The sequence below is a fragment of the Fodinibius salicampi genome (assembly GCF_039545095.1).
Classification (GTDB): Bacteria; Bacteroidota; Rhodothermia; order Balneolales; family Balneolaceae; genus Fodinibius; species Fodinibius salicampi.
In genome coordinates this window covers 640,211-658,637 of sequence record NZ_BAABRS010000002.1, presented here as the reverse complement: position 1 = coordinate 658,637, position 18,427 = coordinate 640,211, and the positions used below count along the sequence as shown (strand labels likewise).

19 protein-coding genes are annotated in these 18,427 nt (G+C 44.3%); 11 read left to right on the top strand and 8 right to left on the bottom strand.

What is annotated here, in order from left to right; all coding sequences use genetic code 11:
• Positions 1 to 36: 36 nt before the first annotated feature.
• Together ABEB05_RS10520 and ABEB05_RS10515 are read right to left on the bottom strand one after the other, a co-directional pair.
• On the bottom strand, positions 37 to 1,512 hold the full coding sequence (locus ABEB05_RS10520; protein ID WP_265789930.1) for a dihydrolipoyl dehydrogenase family protein: 1,476 nt from the start codon (positions 1,510 to 1,512) through the stop codon (positions 37 to 39).
• A gap of 189 nt (positions 1,513 to 1,701) precedes the next feature.
• Complete coding sequence (locus tag ABEB05_RS10515) at positions 1,702 to 1,887, bottom strand: hypothetical protein (protein ID WP_265789928.1); 186 nt, start codon at positions 1,885 to 1,887, stop codon at positions 1,702 to 1,704.
• A gap of 336 nt (positions 1,888 to 2,223) precedes the next feature.
• On the opposite strand from ABEB05_RS10515, the gene ABEB05_RS10510 reads away from it, so the two are divergent.
• From ABEB05_RS10510 to ABEB05_RS10495, 4 genes are all read left to right on the top strand, one after another.
• Positions 2,224 to 2,559: an arsenosugar biosynthesis-associated peroxidase-like protein gene (locus tag ABEB05_RS10510; RefSeq protein WP_265789926.1), complete on the top strand. Its 336-nt coding sequence runs from the start codon at positions 2,224 to 2,226 to the stop codon at positions 2,557 to 2,559.
• A gap of 76 nt (positions 2,560 to 2,635) precedes the next feature.
• Entirely contained in the window at positions 2,636 to 3,685 is a 1,050-nt protein-coding gene (gene arsS / locus ABEB05_RS10505; protein ID WP_345694284.1) for an arsenosugar biosynthesis radical SAM (seleno)protein ArsS, read from the top strand.
• Between the two features lie 18 nt (positions 3,686 to 3,703).
• Positions 3,704 to 4,333: a TIGR04282 family arsenosugar biosynthesis glycosyltransferase gene (locus ABEB05_RS10500; protein ID WP_265789922.1), complete on the top strand. Its 630-nt coding sequence runs from the start codon at positions 3,704 to 3,706 to the stop codon at positions 4,331 to 4,333.
• Complete coding sequence (locus ABEB05_RS10495) at positions 4,330 to 5,016, top strand: TIGR04283 family arsenosugar biosynthesis glycosyltransferase (protein ID WP_265789920.1); 687 nt, start codon at positions 4,330 to 4,332, stop codon at positions 5,014 to 5,016. Before ABEB05_RS10500 ends, ABEB05_RS10495 begins: the two co-directional genes overlap by 4 nt.
• Before the next feature lie 27 nt (positions 5,017 to 5,043).
• Here the strand turns inward: ABEB05_RS10495 and thpR are convergent, their stop codons facing one another.
• Positions 5,044 to 5,583 carry an RNA 2',3'-cyclic phosphodiesterase gene (gene thpR / locus ABEB05_RS10490; protein ID WP_265789918.1) on the bottom strand — a complete coding sequence of 180 codons (540 nt, stop codon included), beginning with the start codon at positions 5,581 to 5,583 and terminating at the stop codon, positions 5,044 to 5,046.
• A complete protein-coding gene (locus tag ABEB05_RS10485) occupies positions 5,583 to 5,858 on the bottom strand; it encodes an acylphosphatase (RefSeq protein WP_265789916.1) in 276 nt (91 codons plus the stop codon). Before ABEB05_RS10485 ends, thpR begins: the two co-directional genes overlap by 1 nt.
• A 180-nt stretch (positions 5,859 to 6,038) precedes the next feature.
• On the opposite strand from ABEB05_RS10485, the gene ABEB05_RS10480 reads away from it, so the two are divergent.
• The 7 genes from ABEB05_RS10480 to ABEB05_RS10450 all read left to right on the top strand — a co-directional run bounded on the left by ABEB05_RS10480 (position 6,039) and on the right by ABEB05_RS10450 (position 12,731).
• Positions 6,039 to 6,977, top strand: a complete 939-nt coding sequence (locus ABEB05_RS10480) for a hydrogen peroxide-inducible genes activator (protein WP_265789915.1) — start codon at positions 6,039 to 6,041, stop codon at positions 6,975 to 6,977.
• 129 nt (positions 6,978 to 7,106) lie between these two features.
• The gene (locus ABEB05_RS10475) at positions 7,107 to 8,072 is read left to right on the top strand and encodes a TerC family protein (RefSeq protein WP_265789913.1); all 966 of its coding nucleotides are present in this window, start codon (positions 7,107 to 7,109) and stop codon (positions 8,070 to 8,072) included.
• A gap of 9 nt (positions 8,073 to 8,081) precedes the next feature.
• Entirely contained in the window at positions 8,082 to 8,507 is a 426-nt protein-coding gene (locus ABEB05_RS10470; protein ID WP_265789911.1) for a hypothetical protein, read from the top strand.
• A gap of 6 nt (positions 8,508 to 8,513) precedes the next feature.
• Positions 8,514 to 9,479 (top strand): MBL fold metallo-hydrolase, encoded by a 966-nt coding sequence (locus tag ABEB05_RS10465; RefSeq protein ID WP_265789909.1) that lies wholly within the window; start codon positions 8,514 to 8,516, stop codon positions 9,477 to 9,479.
• 27 nt (positions 9,480 to 9,506) lie between these two features.
• On the top strand, positions 9,507 to 11,216 hold the full coding sequence (locus ABEB05_RS10460) for an ATP-dependent DNA ligase (protein ID WP_265789907.1): 1,710 nt from the start codon (positions 9,507 to 9,509) through the stop codon (positions 11,214 to 11,216).
• Positions 11,217 to 11,261: 45 nt separating this feature from the next.
• Entirely contained in the window at positions 11,262 to 11,681 is a 420-nt protein-coding gene (locus ABEB05_RS10455; protein ID WP_265789905.1) for a YciI family protein, read from the top strand.
• Between the two features lie 102 nt (positions 11,682 to 11,783).
• Entirely contained in the window at positions 11,784 to 12,731 is a 948-nt protein-coding gene (locus ABEB05_RS10450) for a DNA-3-methyladenine glycosylase family protein (protein ID WP_265789903.1), read from the top strand.
• 193 nt (positions 12,732 to 12,924) lie between these two features.
• Here the strand turns inward: ABEB05_RS10450 and ABEB05_RS10445 are convergent, their stop codons facing one another.
• The 4 genes from ABEB05_RS10445 to fucP all read right to left on the bottom strand — a co-directional run bounded on the left by ABEB05_RS10445 (position 12,925) and on the right by fucP (position 18,407).
• Complete coding sequence (locus ABEB05_RS10445; RefSeq protein ID WP_345694272.1) at positions 12,925 to 15,738, bottom strand: family 78 glycoside hydrolase catalytic domain; 2,814 nt, start codon at positions 15,736 to 15,738, stop codon at positions 12,925 to 12,927.
• A gap of 27 nt (positions 15,739 to 15,765) precedes the next feature.
• Positions 15,766 to 16,566, bottom strand: coding sequence for an endonuclease/exonuclease/phosphatase family protein (locus ABEB05_RS10440; RefSeq protein WP_265789899.1), 801 nt, complete (start codon positions 16,564 to 16,566; stop codon positions 15,766 to 15,768).
• A 59-nt stretch (positions 16,567 to 16,625) separates the two neighbouring features.
• Positions 16,626 to 17,024 (bottom strand): L-rhamnose mutarotase, encoded by a 399-nt coding sequence (locus ABEB05_RS10435; protein ID WP_265789897.1) that lies wholly within the window; start codon positions 17,022 to 17,024, stop codon positions 16,626 to 16,628.
• Positions 17,025 to 17,111: 87 nt separating this feature from the next.
• Complete coding sequence (fucP, locus tag ABEB05_RS10430; protein WP_265789895.1) at positions 17,112 to 18,407, bottom strand: L-fucose:H+ symporter permease; 1,296 nt, start codon at positions 18,405 to 18,407, stop codon at positions 17,112 to 17,114.
• Positions 18,408 to 18,427 lie beyond the last annotated feature (20 nt).

Below are 18,427 nucleotides of genomic sequence, written 5' to 3'. Positions count from 1 at the left end.
TTTGTCTGCATTTACTCCTTTTCCAAGCCTATCTGCCTAAATAATTCGGTCCTCATCACTTAAGTCCGGCACGGTTCCTCTATAGCCAAACAACCACTTGATCAGCTTCACCATCCAGGTGGACTGGCTTTGGATGTACCACTGGTCGGCTGCGCGCCGGGCTCCAAGCCCGTATGTGGGATATGGATAAATAGTATCCGCCATATTCCTAAGTGTAACCCCATTGCGCATGGCCAGGGCATACTCTCCGATCAGGTCACCGGCTTGCTTTCCATAAATCGTAGCACCCAATATTTTCCCGGTCATCTTTTTTGCAAAGATCTTTATTAATCCCTCTGTCGCCCCCTCGGTAATGGCGCGATCTATTTTATCATAGGGAAAACGATACGTTTTGTAGGAAGTGCCATTTTCCTGAAGTTCTTTTTCTGTTGCTCCTACATGCGCCAGTTCGGGATCGGTAAAGGTACTCCACGGCACATGATTTTCATCAATTTTCATTGGTATTTTTAGCAGGGCGTTGGTAGCTGCTACTTTGGCCATATGCTCCGACATGTGGGTAAACTGATATCGCCCAGTGACATCCCCCACTGCATAGATATGCTTTTTATTCGTCCGACACCGGTCGTCAACAGTGATGCCGTTTTTTTGATAATGAATTCCCGCATTTTCTAGTTGCAGCCTCTCATAGTTGGCAGTACGTCCGGTAGCAACAAGTATTTCGCTCCCCTCCCAAGTTGAAGATTTTCCATTAATTTCTGTTTCAACTTTAATATTTCCGCACGGAATTTCAGATAGCCTATTTACACTCGCGGAAAGCTTAAAATCAATGTCTTCTTTTTCCAACCGTTCCTGAAGCATTTCAGCCAATTCCTTATCATCTTTAGAGAGAATACGAGACAAGCGATCGAAGACCGTAACCTGCGTGCCCAGACGTTGAAACGCCTGCGCCATCTCAATGCCAATAGGTCCTGCCCCAATAATACCCAGGCTTTCAGGCTGTTCTTCGAGTTCAAAAATGGTTTCATTGGTAAGGTATGAAATATCATCAAGTCCCGGGATGGGGGGTACCATCGGTTTGCTCCCGGTCGCAATAATAATATAGCGTGCCGATATTTCCTCCTCTCCTTTTTGGGTTTTAATAATCACGGAATGGCTGTCTACAAAAGATGCGCGACCGAATTTAACCTCCACACCCATATTCCGGTATATTTCAGGATCGTCCGCTTCTTCATAAACCTCCTGACGTGTATTTCGGATATGTTCCATTACAGTTGAAAAGTCAATCACCCCGCCTGACTGAAATCCATATTTTTCTGCCTCAGTTAGTGTTTGGGATACTTTTGAGACATGGAGCAGTGTCTTACTGGGAATACAGCCATGCCAGGTACAATCTCCTCCCAGCTTATCTGCTTCGATCATTAATGTTTTAGCTCCAAAGTTTGCACCCATACCTGCTGCGGTAAGCCCCGCAGCGCCTCCCCCTATAACAATAAGATCATACTCATATACCATTATTGCCTCTTACTGTGATTGGAACGCAATTTTCTATAGATTCCATAGCTTCCATAACCAAGCAGTATAAAAACGACAATATAAACCCAAGTCGGTAGGTTATCTCCAGCAATAAACAAATATAAATAAGAAGAACACAGCCAAAAGGCGGTCGAAATAATCGGAATAGTAACAGGCTTTTTAAGTTTTTTATTGCGAATCGCCCATATCAAAGAAACCATAAAAAACGGAATAGCGCCCAAATAAATAATCGCGAATATATAGGGATCCACGCTGTAATTGGCTGACAAATTCATCAGCCACTGATTTACTGCCTTTAATTCCATCATTGTTTGCCCGCTCTTTTTTTGTCGTTGCCGGTATAATATATTTCATAATCAAAATTTTAAAAAATTATTAATATATCCTATAGCCATTTTACTCAAACAGACAGTACAATTCCTTTATTTCTTACCAATAAAGTATATGACTGAATTAGCCGATAAAAAACATAGTGAGGTGCTATATTTCCAATGTAGCAAGAAGATATCTTCTTAAATCCGAACCCACTTTATTTCATTTAGGTCTAAAATAATACGTAAGATCATACCGCTCTGTTTCGTCCATTGAAAAAATAAAGTATGGCCCGGTTGGCATAGTGTCTCATTGTTGTTTATTTACAGATGCCACCCACATAACACTTAATTCAAATAGCAATCTATACTTATTACTATGAGTGATACCTATTACAATCCTAAGGATTTAAAAAAGTTTGAAGACGTTGGAGAATTTGGTCCCGAACTGGCCGAGAAATTCTTCGATTACTATGGGGCTGTATTCGAAGAAGGAGCCCTGAGTGCCCGGGAAAAAGCATTAATTGCATTGGCCGTATCGCATACGGTGCAGTGTCCGTATTGCATTGATGCCTATACTTCAGAAAGTCTTGAAAAGGGGGCCAGCGAAGAACAAATGATGGAGGCCGTACATGTAGCTTCTGCTATCCGCGGCGGCTCCTCTCTCGTGCACGGAGTACAGATGATGAACAAAACAAAAGATCTGAGCATGTAACTTGTATTTACCTGCTCCTACTGCCCAAAGCACCTGTAAGTGAGTATAGAGTTTTCAAGAAGATACACCCGTTATGATCAAATCCCTTAAAACGCTTAATCACAATCTCTCCGATCCGGCTTACCAGCTGCACGTTCTTAATAACCATTCGGAATCTTTGCGTCAACAGCCAAAATTTGAGGAAAAGCTAAAAGATATTAACCTCTTTCCGCTCCGTCCAACAGGTATTGAGATCTTTCAAGTCAATCTGGGATATATGTGTAACATGACCTGCAAACACTGTCACGTGGATGCGGGTCCGGATCGGACCGAAGTTATGAGCAAGGAAACTTTACAGCACTGCCTGGAAGCACTTCGGCACTCCGATATATCCACGGTTGACTTAACGGGAGGCGCACCGGAGATGAATCCCCATTTTCGTTGGTTCCTCGAGGAAGTTTCTGAGCTTGGTAAAGATGTTATTGTCAGATCCAACCTGACAATTCTCACAACAGCTCCGAAGTACCAGGCCCTGCCGGAGTTTTTTGCCGAGCACCAGGTGGAAGTCACTTGTTCACTCCCTTTTTATAACAAATCGCGAACTGATCGCCAGCGGGGCGAAGGAACCTACGACCGTTCCATCAAAGCTCTAAAAAAGCTCAACGACATTGGATATGGCAAGGAGGAAACAGAACTGGAACTGAACCTGGTGTACAATCCAGCAGGAGCATTTCTGCCCGGCGGACAGGAGGGGCTTGAAAATGAATTCAAGCGACAGCTTGCCCGCAAACACGACATCACCTTTAACAACTTGTTCACCATTACCAACCTCCCGATCAGCCGTTATCTTAACTTTCTATTGGAATCCGGAAATCTGGATGAATATATGGATAAGCTTATTACCTCTTTTAATCCCGCAGCGGCCAAAGGGGTCATGTGCCGCAATACAATATCAGTGGGATGGGATGGAACCCTTTACGATTGTGATTTTAACCAGATGTTAGAGATGCCGGTGGAAGAGGATGCACCAAGACACATTAGCGAGTGGAATGAATCTGAACTCAACAGCCGTGAGATAAGGATAAATCAGCACTGTTTTGGCTGTACAGCAGGTGCCGGGAGCAGCTGTGGAGGCGCAACAACCTAAAAGCAGGACCTTATTTCAATGGACAATGGAAATACAAATATTAACGGAGAGGGGCAGGTACTTATGGTTTTTACCAAAAACCCGAAATTGGGAAAGGTAAAAACACGTCTGGCCCGAACTATTGGCGAAGAACAGGCCCTTTCGGTCTATAAAGAATTGCTTAGACTTACAAAATCGGTTACGGATCCACTGCAGGTTACCAAACAGCTTTGGTATTCTTCATTTATTAGCCGTAATGATATTTGGCCCGGTGATATTTATGACAAACGACTTCAAAAAGGCAGAGACTTGGGCAAGCGAATGCAGCATGCATTCCAAAAGGCATTTGATGAGTCATTTGAAAAAGCGGTGATCATCGGAAGCGACTGCAGCGCCCTTACCACTGATATTATCCGACAGGCCTTCCGGGCACTGGATAACCATCGCGTTGTTATTGGTCCTGCCCGGGACGGTGGGTATTACCTGCTGGGAATGTCGGAATACTATCCTGAAGTTTTTACAAACAAGTCATGGAGCACCCCTTCGGTCTTTGAAAAGACCATTGAACAGCTCCGCGAAATGGATATATCCTATTCACTGTTGCCAATGCTCAATGATATCGATACACTGGAAGACCTCAAGGCTTCAAAACTCTCCCATGAACTATGAGCATCAGCGTTATTATTCCTACTTACAATGAAGCTGATACTATCTCAGAGACTATAGAGAAAGTGCGTAGAGCCAGTGACAAGCAACTGACCGAAATTATTGTGGCAGATGGAGGAAGCACCGATGGTACTGTGCAGCAAGCAGAAGCGATGAATGTCAGAACGCTTAAAAGCCCCAAAAAAGGCCGGGCAGCCCAAATGAATCATGGAGCAAAGCAAGCCCGGGGAGACATACTCTATTTTTTACACGCCGACACACATCCCCCTTCTCATTTCGACACCTCTATAAAAAAGGCTCAAGAAAACGGTTACGAGTCCGGTTGTTTCCAGCTCACCTTTGACCATAACCATCCCCTGTTGCGATTTTATGCATGGTTTACCCGCTTCGATATTGACTTGTTCCGCTTCGGAGATCAAAGTCTATTTATCAATCGAACGATATTTGACCAAATCGGAGGCTTCAGGGAAGACTATATCGTGATGGAAGACCAAGAAATCACACGACGTATCAAGAAACATTCTTCTTTTATAATACTTGACAACTCCGTAACAACTTCCGCCCAAAAATACCAGCGAAACGGTATCATAAAACTGCAGTTGGTTTTCAGCCTGATTCTTTTCCTCTATTATCTGGGAGCGGACCAAAAGCAGCTGACAGCGATCTATAAATGCTTCATTGATTAGGAAAATGAATTGAGACTGATAAATGTATTAGTCCGCACTAAGTGGAAACTCTTCTACTTTCTCGTGAACAGCCCCATCCGGATGCAGCTTGCTTTCATATAAAACAAACTTATTAACGGGCACCTCTGGAAATCGCACCTTCTTATGTTGATTTACAAAAGACATCACATCACGCTTGGAGGTCCCTTTGATGCGGGCTAATGTTATATGGGGTACAAAAGGTCGATCTTCCGCTTTAAATCCCATTTCAACACATTGTTGCTCGATCTTTTTCTGGAGATCCTTCAGCAGTCCCGGGCTGGCAATGCCTATCCAAAGTATCTTGGGTCGTCCTTTTTCCGGGAAAATGCCAAATCCGCTGATCGTTATCTGAAAAGCGGAGTAACTGGTGTTATTTAATCTCCGGATGAGTTCAGGTAGCTGTTCGCGATCAGTTTTTCCTAAAAATTTGAGGGTGATATGGAACTGGCTTTGCGGCTGCCATCGCAATCCATCCATTGGCTGATACAATCCCGATACCTTTTCCCGGACCTCTTCGGGCAGTGGAGCAGCTATAAATAAACGCATCAGTGATAACGGATCTCAAAAGTATCATATTCCTCGTCAGCCTCTTCCACCTCCACATCTATATCGTCGACGCGGCTGGAACCGGGTCCCTGTTCACAGCGGTTTACCATTTCCCGGATATGATCCATCGGTCCCGCAAAGACCGCTTCTACTCGTCCGTCAGGCAGGTTTTTAACCCACCCATAGACGCCTACCTCTTCAGCATTAACCTTGGTAAAATGACGAAATCCTACTCCTTGAACTCTTCCTTCAATGAATACGTGCGCTTGTTGCATATAAATTTACTCCTGTTTTCTCTTTTAATTTGGGTAAAACAGTTCTATTCTATATCCCTTTAGCGCCCAAATGTACCAAATTGGAAGGAAATATCTAACTTTCAACGATTTATAATTCTAAAGTTTGTATAATTCGGTTAAATCAATGTATTATTTAGACTGAATAGACCCTCTTTTAGCATGACACTTACGCAACTTTCTTATATAGTAGCCGTTGACCGTTACCGACATTTCGCTACGGCAGCAGAAAAATCGTACGTTACCCAACCCACCCTTAGTATGCAGATTCACAAGCTTGAAGATGAGTTGGGCATTACGATCTTTGATCGTTCGAAATCTCCGGTAATTCCTACTGAAATTGGAGAGAAAATTATAGAACAGGCCCAAATAATCCTAAAGCAGTCTAAGCATATTGAGGATATAGCTTCTCTCTCAGACGACCATTTGCGCGGAACTTTCAGGATTGGAATTATCCCAACCGTAGCGCCCTACCTATTACCACTCTTCCTGCGTAATTTCAGAGATCACTATCCGGATGTACAGCTTATTATTGAAGAGGTTGTTACAGATGAATTGCTGGGCTTACTAGATGACGACTATCTTGATATCGGTATCATTGCTACTCCGGCTGACCGGGGACATATCTTTGAAGAAGAACTATACTATGAACCTTTTATAGGTTATGTAGCTCAAAGCCATCCCTTGGCCGAAAAAAAGTTTTTAACGGTAGAGGACCTCGAAGTTGCCAATATCTGGTTGCTGAACGAAGGACACTGTTTCCGGGACCAAACGGTAAAGCTCTGCAAGAAGTTCAGAAAAAACAAGCTTGATAATCCGGATATTGAATTTGAGAGTGGAAACCTTGAGACTCTAAAACAGCTGGTAGAACAAAATTTTGGTATGACGTTATTACCCTACCTGGCACAAAACCAAATTGACAGGCAGTGTACCAACGCATATATCCGTCATTTCAAAGATCCGGTGCCACGCCGAAAGGTACGTATGGTATACGGGCGGGAGTATCTGAAACAAAATATTATCAAAGCTTTTAAGCAGGAAATTATGGACGCCGTTCCAGATGAGCTCAAGGGGGAACAAGAGGGATTGCTGGTAGAATAAATCAATCGATATAATTAGAAATCTCTCTCTTTTACTCATCCGTTTATATCCTGACAAAACATTTAGTATTTCTGTCACAGGTTCCCTAATTTTGAGGCTTATTTTTAAACGAGAATGTAAAATATATTAGTGGAACACTCGCTACTGCTCTGGGCCGTATTTAATGTCTTTATTATCATAATGCTGATAATAGACTTGGCGGTCTTTCATAAAAAAGACACCGAAGAAAGTATCAGAGAGGCGCTCATCTGGACGGGCGTTTGGATTGCATTAGCCCTTGTCTTCGGTGTTGGTGTGTACTACTACATGGGTTCTCAAACTGCCCTCGACTACTATACCGGCTATCTTATCGAGAAATCCCTGAGCGTTGACAATATCTTTGTTTTCCTGCTGGTCTTCTCCTATTTCAATGTGCCCGCAAAATATCAGCACAAGGTACTCTTCTGGGGGATTTTCGGAGCTCTTGTCATGCGATTTTTCTTCATCTTTGCCGGGGTTGCACTCATCGAACGCTTCCACTGGATTATCTACATATTTGGTGGCTTCCTGGTGTTTACGGGTATTAAGCTGGCCCTTGACAAGGATAAGGAAGTCCATCCCGAACGTAATCCGGTGCTGAAGTTATTCCGTAAATTCGTTCCCACAACCAAAGGGTATCATGGTTCCCGCTTTTTCATTCGGAAAATGGGCAAGCTCTATGCGACACCTCTATTCATTGTTTTGATCGTCATCGAGACCACCGACCTCGTTTTTGCCATCGATTCTATTCCAGCAATTTTAGCGATTACCCGCGACGAATTCATTGTGTACAGTTCAAATGCCTTTGCTATCCTTGGGTTACGGGCCCTCTATTTTGCCGTATCGGGTATTATGAGGCTGTTCCATTATTTGCACTACGGACTCTCTCTTATCCTCGTCTTTGTGGGTATAAAGATGCTGACGGAGGAGTTCTTTCATATTCCCACCCCCTATGCCCTGGCTTTTATCGCTCTCACGCTTACAATTTCAATTGTAGCTTCTATTCTTTATCCGCAGGAGGAAGAAATTGTACCAGAAGAACTGGAACAAAAGCAGCCAACATCACAAGATAAATAACGACAGACCATGCCCTTTTCCACCAAATGGTTTCTGATTTATTATGCCATCCTGGGATTACTATTTATAAGCGGTGGATGCTATCTAACATTTCGTCCTACAGTTATCAAAAAATGGTTGCTTCGCGTTGCCGAGAATAAGAAACCTCCTGTTCTGCTCATTCGCATCCTAAAATATCTGACTCTTTTTACCCTCCCGGGACTTATTCTCGCTTTCCTCCCTTTTTCCTGGATTGAACTTCTGTTCTGTATATGGAGTTTATTACTTATGTATATTACAGGAGTTCAACTTGTCCGCTGGGACCAAAGCCGCACGCTCATCCAAAACAAGCAGGAGCAACTGGTTTCTTCCATCCGCAAGAGTGGTGCCATAATGGTGTCAGTGGGATTTGCTATACTTCTGTTAGCATACTCAGTTGTTGAACGAGCCATTTAAAAAGTAATGAATATTACCACTCCGGGTTATCAGGGCATCCTGTTGCCGGATCTGGATATCGGATTCGACTACAGTGGCAGCCACTCCAATTACACCTTTATTTCGCATGCGCATGCCGACCACATGCCACGCGGCAGCAGATCCCACATTTACTGTACACCCAATACCCGCAAGCTGATACTAAAACGCGGGTTTAAAGGTACGTCCGAAACGCTCGAATTTGAACAACCGCTGGAAACGGAGTATGCCCGGATCACCTTTTATCCCGCCGGACATATTTTGGGTTCGGCTATGGTTTTTGTGGAATCTGATCAAGGAAATGTGCTCTATACGGGCGACTACCGCACACCTCCTTCTCCGGCTTCGGAAGGATTTATACTTCCTGACAAAGCGATCGATTACTTTATTACTGAAGCTACTTTCGGCCTTCCCATCTACAAGTGGGATTCACATGACTACCTGGCCAAAGAGACACGACAGTTTGTTTCTAAAGCATTGAACGATGGCTATACTCCGGTATTCCTGGCTTATGATTTGGGTAAAGCACAAGAAGTGATGCAAATGCTGGCTCCCCTGAAGCATCTGGTCCAAGTAACAGAATCCGCCTTTTCTCTCTGCCGGGTATATGAGGAAGCGGGCTTTGATCTGGGAAACTATGAAATATATGATCCCTACTCCTGCGAAGGAAAAATTCTAATTACAACTACCGGGGCGATAAACGATGGTTTTGCATCGTCCATTTTAAAAAAACGCATTGCCTACTGCTCGGGATGGGCCGTGCATACCTCCAACCGTTCATACGTCACCGCTGACAAGCGAATAGCACTTTCTGATCACCTGGATTTTTTTGAACTCATTCGCTTGTGCAAAAAACTAAACCCCAAAAAGGTATATCTCACTCATACCCCTAATCCCGATGTAGTACAACATTATCTGGATAATCTGAATATTGAATCACAGCTGTTAATCTGAGCAGATATAAACGATACGAGCTATAAGATGTCTGACACTTTTCAACAATGGGCGGAAAACGCACAACAGATTTCTGAAGCACCGGATGCGCCTTCCAAAGTAGCGATATGCGCCAATTATTTCCGATCGCTGCATTCGGATACCGATATTAAACTGGCGGCTCAATTCCTGGGAGAAGGCCCAATGCCTGCACTCTCCGCAAAACGAGCCACAGCAGGCAGCCGAACTTACTCTATGTGCGCAGCCCGTTTTTGCGAAGTGGATTATCAAAAAGTGTTCAAACCCTGCAAAAAAGCGATTGGAAGTGCAGCAGAGGCTATTGAAAAACTGATGGAGAACATAGAAACAGCCCGGGAGAAAAGAGTACCCGCTAACCTTAGCTTGGTGGACATCTCCGACAGTTTTGAAAAACTTTCAAAACATACTACACGCACGGAAAAGCAGAAAATACTGGCCAGTGTCTGGCGCCAAATGACTCCGATAGAAATTAAATTTTATATTCACCTCCTCAGTCAAAAAACTCCGGGTATTGGCCTTGGCGAACAGCAACTGATTACCGTGCTGGCTAATGTTTTTGATCAGGAAACAAAAGAGGTTCGCTATGCTCATGCAATCTCCGGAAGTATCGGTAAGACAGCGGTTCTCTGTAAAAAAGATGCTTTGGATGAAGCACTATTTTCGCTCTTTCAGCCACTGCCATTTATGTTTGCATCTTCGTCCAGAGATAACCTGCCTCATGACCTTAGCCAATATGTGGCTGAAGAAAACTTTAGTGGCTTGCGTACCCAATTGCATATAAGAGGAAATAAGATCAGGCTGTACGCCGAAAATGGAGATGATGTCAGCCGTTTCTTCCCGGACATTGTACAGTTTTTCGCTAAACGAGAACTCCCGGAAACGGTCCTCGACGGTGAAATTTGCGTATTCAAAGAAAATGAAATCCACCCGTACCAAATACTTCATAAACGCTTAAAGCATACGGCCCATTCTGAAGAAATCCAGAATAAGTTTCCGGCTCTTTTCATTGCAAGTGATATACTTTATGCCCATCCCCAACCCACTATTAATCAGCAACTTGCAAAACGGCGAACAAAGCTGGAAGCTCTCGCTAAAAAATATCACTTTCCTATTAGCAATCAGTTTACTATTACGGATGAAGAAGAAGTAAATCAGTTATCCAAACGCGCAGTGGCTCGCGGCAACGAGGGACTTATCCTGAAAGATATAAATAGTAAATATAACCCAAATCATTCTGGTATCGCATGGATAACATTTAAAACTCCAGCCGGTACCTTGCATACAGTAATTATGTACGCTCATACCGCAGGCGGAAGCGAGGATAAAAACTATTCCAATTTTACGCTCGGTATTCGGGTAGCAGAAGATGAGCGCTATGAGGAAGAATTTATTCCCATTGGCAAAACAGAGATCCGTTGTCCTGATGACAAAATTCAGCAGTTTCATAAACGGATTGAAGAATTGACGGTAGAGACATATGGTCCCACCCTGGGACTCATCCCGGAAATTGTGGTTGAACTGAAATTTGATGACATTCAGGTAAATAAACGAACCAAAGCTAACTATAAGCTGAAGCTTCCCCGGTTTAAAAAAATCCGGTGGGATTTAGGTCCCGATGATATTGATACCCTTAAAACGGTAGAACAGTTATACCGTCAAATAATTGATAGGGACCGACTAAAACAGAGTAATAATCCGTCATTTCATTTTATCGACTAACTGTATATTATATTTTTATTCCTGTAAACCTAATTATTCAATAGCATGAAAAATCTGATATTTACTATTGTACTCATTTCCATATGCTCCCTCACATATGCCCAAGAACAAGAGCCAACGGAACCCGAAACCTTTCAAATGGAATGGGAAGGGGAAAAGGTCACGATGCAAAAGTATTTCATTGTCTTCTTAAAAAAAGGACCGAACCGCGACCAACCAGAAGAAGAAAGGCAACAAATTCAGGAAAAACACCTAGCATATCTTGGTAAGCTCTTTAAAGAGGGTGTTCTCAACATTAATGGTCCTACCGGTGATAACGGAGAGATCTCAGGTATTTCTGTTTACAGTACAGCAACCCTTGAAGAAGCCGTTGAACTCGCTGAAGGGGATCCCGCCGTGCAAGCCGGACGATTAGTTGTAGAAGCTCATTCCTGGTGGGTTGCTAAAGGCTCTTCCGTAAAATAATGAACAATCAGCAATTGGTTTACTTCATCACTGCAATGAATTTGAACCAGATCAATTTATCAACTCTTGCACTCGTTAATTCCTAATGACTAATTCATCTCCATGAGTAGCTGGACCCTAAAATCTATACCACCCCATGACTGGTTCTTGTGTCTCGATATTGACCAGTATTTCGATCACGAGCACAACCCCGAAGATGTTTTCGAAGAAGGCTTTCGCCGTCCCATCCCTGTAGGAAATCGTGATGTAATGGTGACCACTTTTTTTAACGGCAATCCGGAGCAGCCGGAATTTCATTTTGAGAGTAATGAAGCACTGGATAAATCCGAAATCGAAGAAGCTAATAAGAGCCTAAGCCGCATCTTTGGTACCGAACTTGATTTGCGTCCGCTCTACGATAAGGCCGCTGAGGATCCGGTTCTGGGTCCCAAACTTACTGACCTGTACGGACTAAAACGGATGGCCCGCGCCAACCTCTTTGAAGATACCATCAATCGCATTATCCAAATGCGGCTTTCCCACAAGCCTACAGCCAAGAAGATGGTTTACAAAGTACGCAAGAACTACGGTTCGCTGGTCACGGCACAGGGAGAAAATGTCCCTGCCTGGCCCCGGCCGCACCAGCTGGTTAAGGCCAATCCTATGAGTATCCGGAAACTGGGTCCCACCAAACGCAAAGGGGAATTTATTATCGGTTTTGCTGAAGACCTGCTTTCAGGCGAACAGGATCTGTCTGAATTAGAAAATTGCGATCCCCAAACATTTTATGATGCCATTAAGGAAGTGCGGGGCGTGGGACCTACCTCGGCGCAACAGCTGATGCTGTTTCGCAACCGTACGGATGCCGTCTTTCCCAGCAATAAGAGCAAAGGTAAAGAAAAAGGTCACCGACGGTGGATCATTATGAGCTATGGAGACGATCCGAATAATACTACTGAAGAAGAGTTTCAACAAATGATTTCCAGTTGGGAAGGCTTTGAAGCAGCTGCCCTGGAATTTTTGTTTGTCAACTGGGTACTCAATGAAAAAGAGAAGGAGGCTAAGAATTGATGCCTACTGATGTTCTACAGTTGCTTTCCTTACTACTACAGTTACTCGGAGTGGTAAGGTCAGGCACTCCGAGTAGTGCATGTAATTGCTCGGAGTAGTAAGGGTAAGACCTCGGAGTAGTCTACTACGAGCATATGTAGTAGTAAGGGGGGGGTACGGGTTTCGCTGATCGTTTCTTTTTTTGAAGTAATAGTTAATTAATCGGAGATAGCGTAAAGCTATAACTGCCGGATTCAATATCGAAGATCACGGTTCCTTCTTTCCTGGTTCCGTTTTTTATTCCATTCCCTGTATTTATAGCATTTCCCGCATCCCAAACAAGATCATCTCCCTCTGATATCTGCACCTCTTCATTTCCAAGGTCCGGTATGCTAACCATTCCCGTGGTGTTAGGTGGAATCGTCACCTTAAGAGAGAGTTCTCCATCCGCACGCTCCCACTCCGAAGAAATTATTCCCCGTATCGTCTCCACAGAAGCTTTGGCATGGTCCATGTCTGCGGGGATAAACGGTTTGATTTGAATATGCTTGTATCCGGTAGTCGTGCCCTCATCAGTTGGGGCCCTGATACCAGCCAGGTATTTATAAAAGTACTCGTTGACCGAACCAAACATCTGGTGATTATGCGAGCTCTCTCCCTCCCAGTTCTCCCAGAGCGTCGTTGCTCCATTTTCGAGCCAGTATCCCCAGCTGGGAAAAGTTTTTTGGGTTACCATCCGGTGGATAACATCCTCCCGGCCCTCATCCGAAAGAACACTAAAAAGGTGTTTGGTCCCTAGTATTCCAGTTGCCAGGTGTCCGTCTCTGGTTACCATGATATCCTCGATCAGGTTATCCAATACTTCCTGTCGGTGGCCGGCAGGAACTAAATCACCCGCCAAGGCAAACAGCAAATAGCTCTGATAAGGTTCTTCCGTGCCATAAAGGTTGGTTTTAGAATCAAAAAACTTCTGATTAAAGGCACCTTTAATCGAATCAGCTAAGGCCAGGTATTCTTCGCGATCCTCTTCTTTACCAAGAACCCCTGCTATTTTTGCAGATGTAATATTATTGAGGTACCAGTAATAAGTGTTCGTCAATGGATTAATCGGACCATTACGTTCTCGGATGGGTGCCTCCCACTCTCCCAGCGAGTCCCAATGCCCTCCGAACTCATTGATAATATATTTTTCCTCCGGGTTTTCATCCTCCTCTGAGGCCAGGGTTTTCAGATACTGCAGGTACCGTTTCATCGCGGGATAATGTTCTATTAATATCTCAGTATCATGATAGTATTGATGCATCCACCACGGGATTAAAATATATGCACTCCCCCAGGCAATACCTCCCCCCGTTCCTCCGAGCATCGTTGGTGATGTATTCGGAATACGACCGTTCTCATACTGAGCATCCCTCATATCCTGTATCCACTTCCGGTAAAAGGGTTGCATATGAAAATCATGCATCGAAGCTTCCGCAATTACCTGTCCGTCGCCGTTATACCCTCCTTTTTCGCGATGTGGACAATCAGTGGGGAAACCGTGCAAATTACCCCGCTGCGACCAGATCGTAGCCTCATAAATATCATTTAGCAAGGTATCTGAACTGCTAAAACGACCATTCCGCGGGATATCGGAATGCACAACTTGTCCGCTCACTTGTAATGAATTCAGCTGGTCTGGATGGTCTACCTGCACCTCAACATAGCGGAAGCCCGTATAGAAAAAGCGCGGTTCATAACTTTCGTTTCCCCCTCCTTTTAAGGTATAAGTAGTCCAGACATCCCGGTGATAGGCTTTATCGGTACTCAAGCTATCATCCGGCTTCAACGGGGTTGGAAACAGGGAATCGTTCAGCGTTTCTGCCCCCCGTATTTTTAGCTCTGTTCCCCGCTCACCTTCGACTTCCATACGCCACCAGCCCGGAATATTTTGTCCCAAGTCAAACAGATAAGTATTGGAATCCGGTTGGGTTTGCCTCACTGCTTCAATAGTCTGCGTCACCCGTATAGACGGCATCAGCTGAGAGTCGAGGGTAATATCAGGGTTAGCTAAAATCTCTGCCCTCTGCCAGGAAGAGTCATCAAAGTTAATCTCACTCCATCCCTCTTGTTCCAACCGAGCATCATAATCTTCGCCGCCGTATACACTATTATACGTAATGGGACTTTGAGCAGCTGTCCAGGATTCATCAGTCGTAACGACGGTTTCCGAACCATCGTCAAAACGGATATGAAGCTGGGCTATGCCCATCGGCTTGCCAAAATTATTATTCATTCCGTACCAAGCCCAACGGTCGTCGCCCTCCCTGAGTCTCCACGCGCCTTCTCCCAGCCACAATCCAAGGGCGTTGTTCCCTGAATTCAGCAGATCGGTTACTTCGTAGGTTTCATAGAGTATCCGATCATTGTAATCAGTAATCGCCGGATCGAGAACGTGATCACCTACTTTTTCTCCGTTTAGATACATCTCATAATAGCCCACTCCGGTTGTATATAGTGTAGCAGAGGCAATCTCCTTATCAATAGCAAAATCTTTTCTCAATAAGGGAGCCACTACGGCCGAATCCGGGTGAGCAATCCACTGTGCCTGCCAGTCATCTGTTTCCAACAGCCCCATCTGAAAAGAGTTCATCTCACTCCATGGGGTTGCACTATCATCTCCGTCCCAGGTCCGCACTCTCCAATAGTAGGTTTCACTGCTTTCCAGCTCTTTGCCCTCATATTGAATATTTACCGTTTCAGAGGATGATATTTTCCCGGTATCCCATACGGTTTCAGTCCCTTTACGAAGCTCCTCTTCATTTTGAGACACTGCAATCTGATAGGCGGTTTGGCTTGCACCCCGCTGGTTGTTGTTAAGAATCCAGGAAAAACGAGGAGCTTCTACATCCAAACCCACGGGATTTGTGATATACTCTATAGTAAGCTGGGTGGGTGCTTCCGTTCCGGAAGACGACTGGCAAGCAGCCAAGGCTATGCCCAGCAATATTAAGCAAAATACTTTGTTTATTTGACTGGGCATCATCATATGCAATGTATTAAATTTGATTTAGTTTCAAGGATGAACAACAACCCTGGCTACGACCGGCAAATGATCGGAATAATCTACATCTATCGTTTTAACATACAATATTTCCCAATTGGCATTTCTGGATAAAAATAAGTAATCAATTCTTCTGTCTGGTTTTTTAGAAGGAAAGGTTAGATTAGGAATTTTCTGGAACTGTAAGCTAGTATCGGCCCACCAATCCTGCATGAGCCTATGTGTACGGGTATCCGGCGTAAAATTGAAATCCCCACCAATTATAACCGGTACCTCAGTATCCAAAAAGTATTTATTAATTGCTCGTACCTGGGCTATGCGATTTTCCTCGTATTGATGACAGAGATGCGTTCCCGCAAAAATAAACGGCTGCCCTGATTTTGTACGTGTTTCTGTAAATAACAGTGTCCGTTTTTCTCCTCCTTTGGGAATGGGTAGCATCACTGTTTGTGGTGTTAATGATTTTTTTGATAACAATCCCTCTCCATACCCACCACCGTCATAATCGATAGCCTTTCCGAAATACCCTTCCATACCGGTAAGTGCCGCCAGGCTATCTACCAGGCTAAATCGCTCTCCCTCGTTTAGCGATGCGAGCCGTCCGGTCATCTCATCCACTTCCTGCAGGGCTACTAAATCGGGCTTCACTTTCCGAATCAAATCAGCGACCTCCTGAATATTACTTTTCCCTGCCTGATAAGCCTGTTCTCCGTGATAGATATTGTAGGACATGACGGTTAGGGTATCTTGTGCCGGGGCTATCGTCCACGACATTAGCAGGGAAAATACCATCAGGAATAAGGCTCTCATCATATTGAATTACGTTGTAGATTAAATCTGAAATACTGACCCATACTTGAACCCAAGATTTCCTAGGGACACTCTTTTATCTGCCCCTCTTCAGGCGCATACTCATTTTCCTGATCTAGCTTATAGATACGTTCCATCAGCTGCCATTTTTCATCAGCGGTAGCATCCTCATCTGTCTGCTGAAAGGAAGAAACATAGGCTTCCCATTCCTGTTGTCGCGGTTTCCCGGCAAGTTCTTCCATTGCCTCTTCATGATCAAAATCCACAACAGTATCCATAATCATGAACAGTCGATTACCCAAAATATAAATCTCCATATCCAGGATTCCCACTTCCTTCATCCCCTGGGATATTTCCGGCCAAACATTCTCCTTTGCATGCACTTCTTTATACTTTTCTATTAACCCGGCATCGTCTTCGAGCTCCATTGTTTTGCAGTAACGCTTAAATTGACGACTCATTTATTAGTAATGGTTAGTAGTTATTGGTGAATTGAGAAAGTTAATCTCAATCAGGTTTGCAATACATATTATGGCTGATTTTTCAGGCTACTTACTTGCTGTTTCTTTCAAGTCATATTTCTTATTGAGCAAACCATATAATGCAACCACCAGGAAACAAACCAATGGAATCCAGTAAGAAATGTGGATGCTCCCGGTAGCATCTGAAAGCAAGCCCTGCAGGGCCGGAAGCGCAGCTCCTCCGCCTATTGCCATAATAAGTCCAGAACTACCGATCTTTGTATCTTCGCCCAGTCCCTCAGAGGCCAATCCAAAGATGGTTGGAAACATGAGGGACATACTGGCGGAAATGGCTACCAGGGCTATAACACCTACATAACCACTTCCCGCAATAACAATAAAAGTAAAAAAGCTCCCCGCGAGGGCCGATCCCATAAGCAAGTTAGTAGGCTTGAGATATTTCATCAGGTACGTGTTTACAAAACGGAAAAAGGTAAATATCACCAAGGCCGCAATATAATAATTGGAAGCCGCTGACTCGGCAACATTCAGCTCATCCATCACATACCGAATGGTAAAAGACCAGACACAAATCTGTGCCCCCACATAAAAAAACTGAGCAACCACACCCATTACATATTTTCTGTTTTTACTCAATCGCTTGAGGGCAGGCCATAAGTCAACCGTAGTGGATTCGGTAGAGGCTTTGGGCATCTTTATCGAGGCGATAACAATCCAAAGAAAGAATAACAGAAGCCCAAGTCCTACATAGGGACCCATAACCGCATCCAGCTCGGCCTGCTGCACTGTTTGAAGCTGTTCGGCAGACATTGCCGCCCGCTCTTCGGCCCCGGCCATATCCAATTGAGAAAGGATATAGAACTTACTGATAATGACTCCGGAGATGGAACCGATGGGATTAAAAGACTGCGCCAGGTTTAACCTTCGGGTCCCCGTCGAAGGGTCACCCATTGCGATAATGTACGGATTACAGGACGTTTCCAGCACCGCAAGTCCCCCGGCCAGTACATAAAGCGCTCCCAGAAAAAGCCCGTACTGCATGGCTATGCTGGCAGGGTAAAACAGGAGGGCACCGAGCACGTACATCCCGAGCCCCAATAAGACACCTGACTTGTAGGTAAATCGCTTGATAAAGACTGCCGCCGGTAATGCCAGGCAGAAATAGGCTCCATAAAAAGCAATCTGTATCCAGGAGGTCTGGAAATCGGACAGACTCATAATTCGCTTAAAGGCTGCCAATAAGGTATCAGTAAGATTGTTGGCCAGTCCCCACATAAAAAAGAGACTAGTAATCAGGATAAATGGAAGTAGAGGCGCTTTTAGGCCTCCTGACTTATTTGACGATTGCTTAGCTTCTGACATTTAACTCAGATTTATATGCG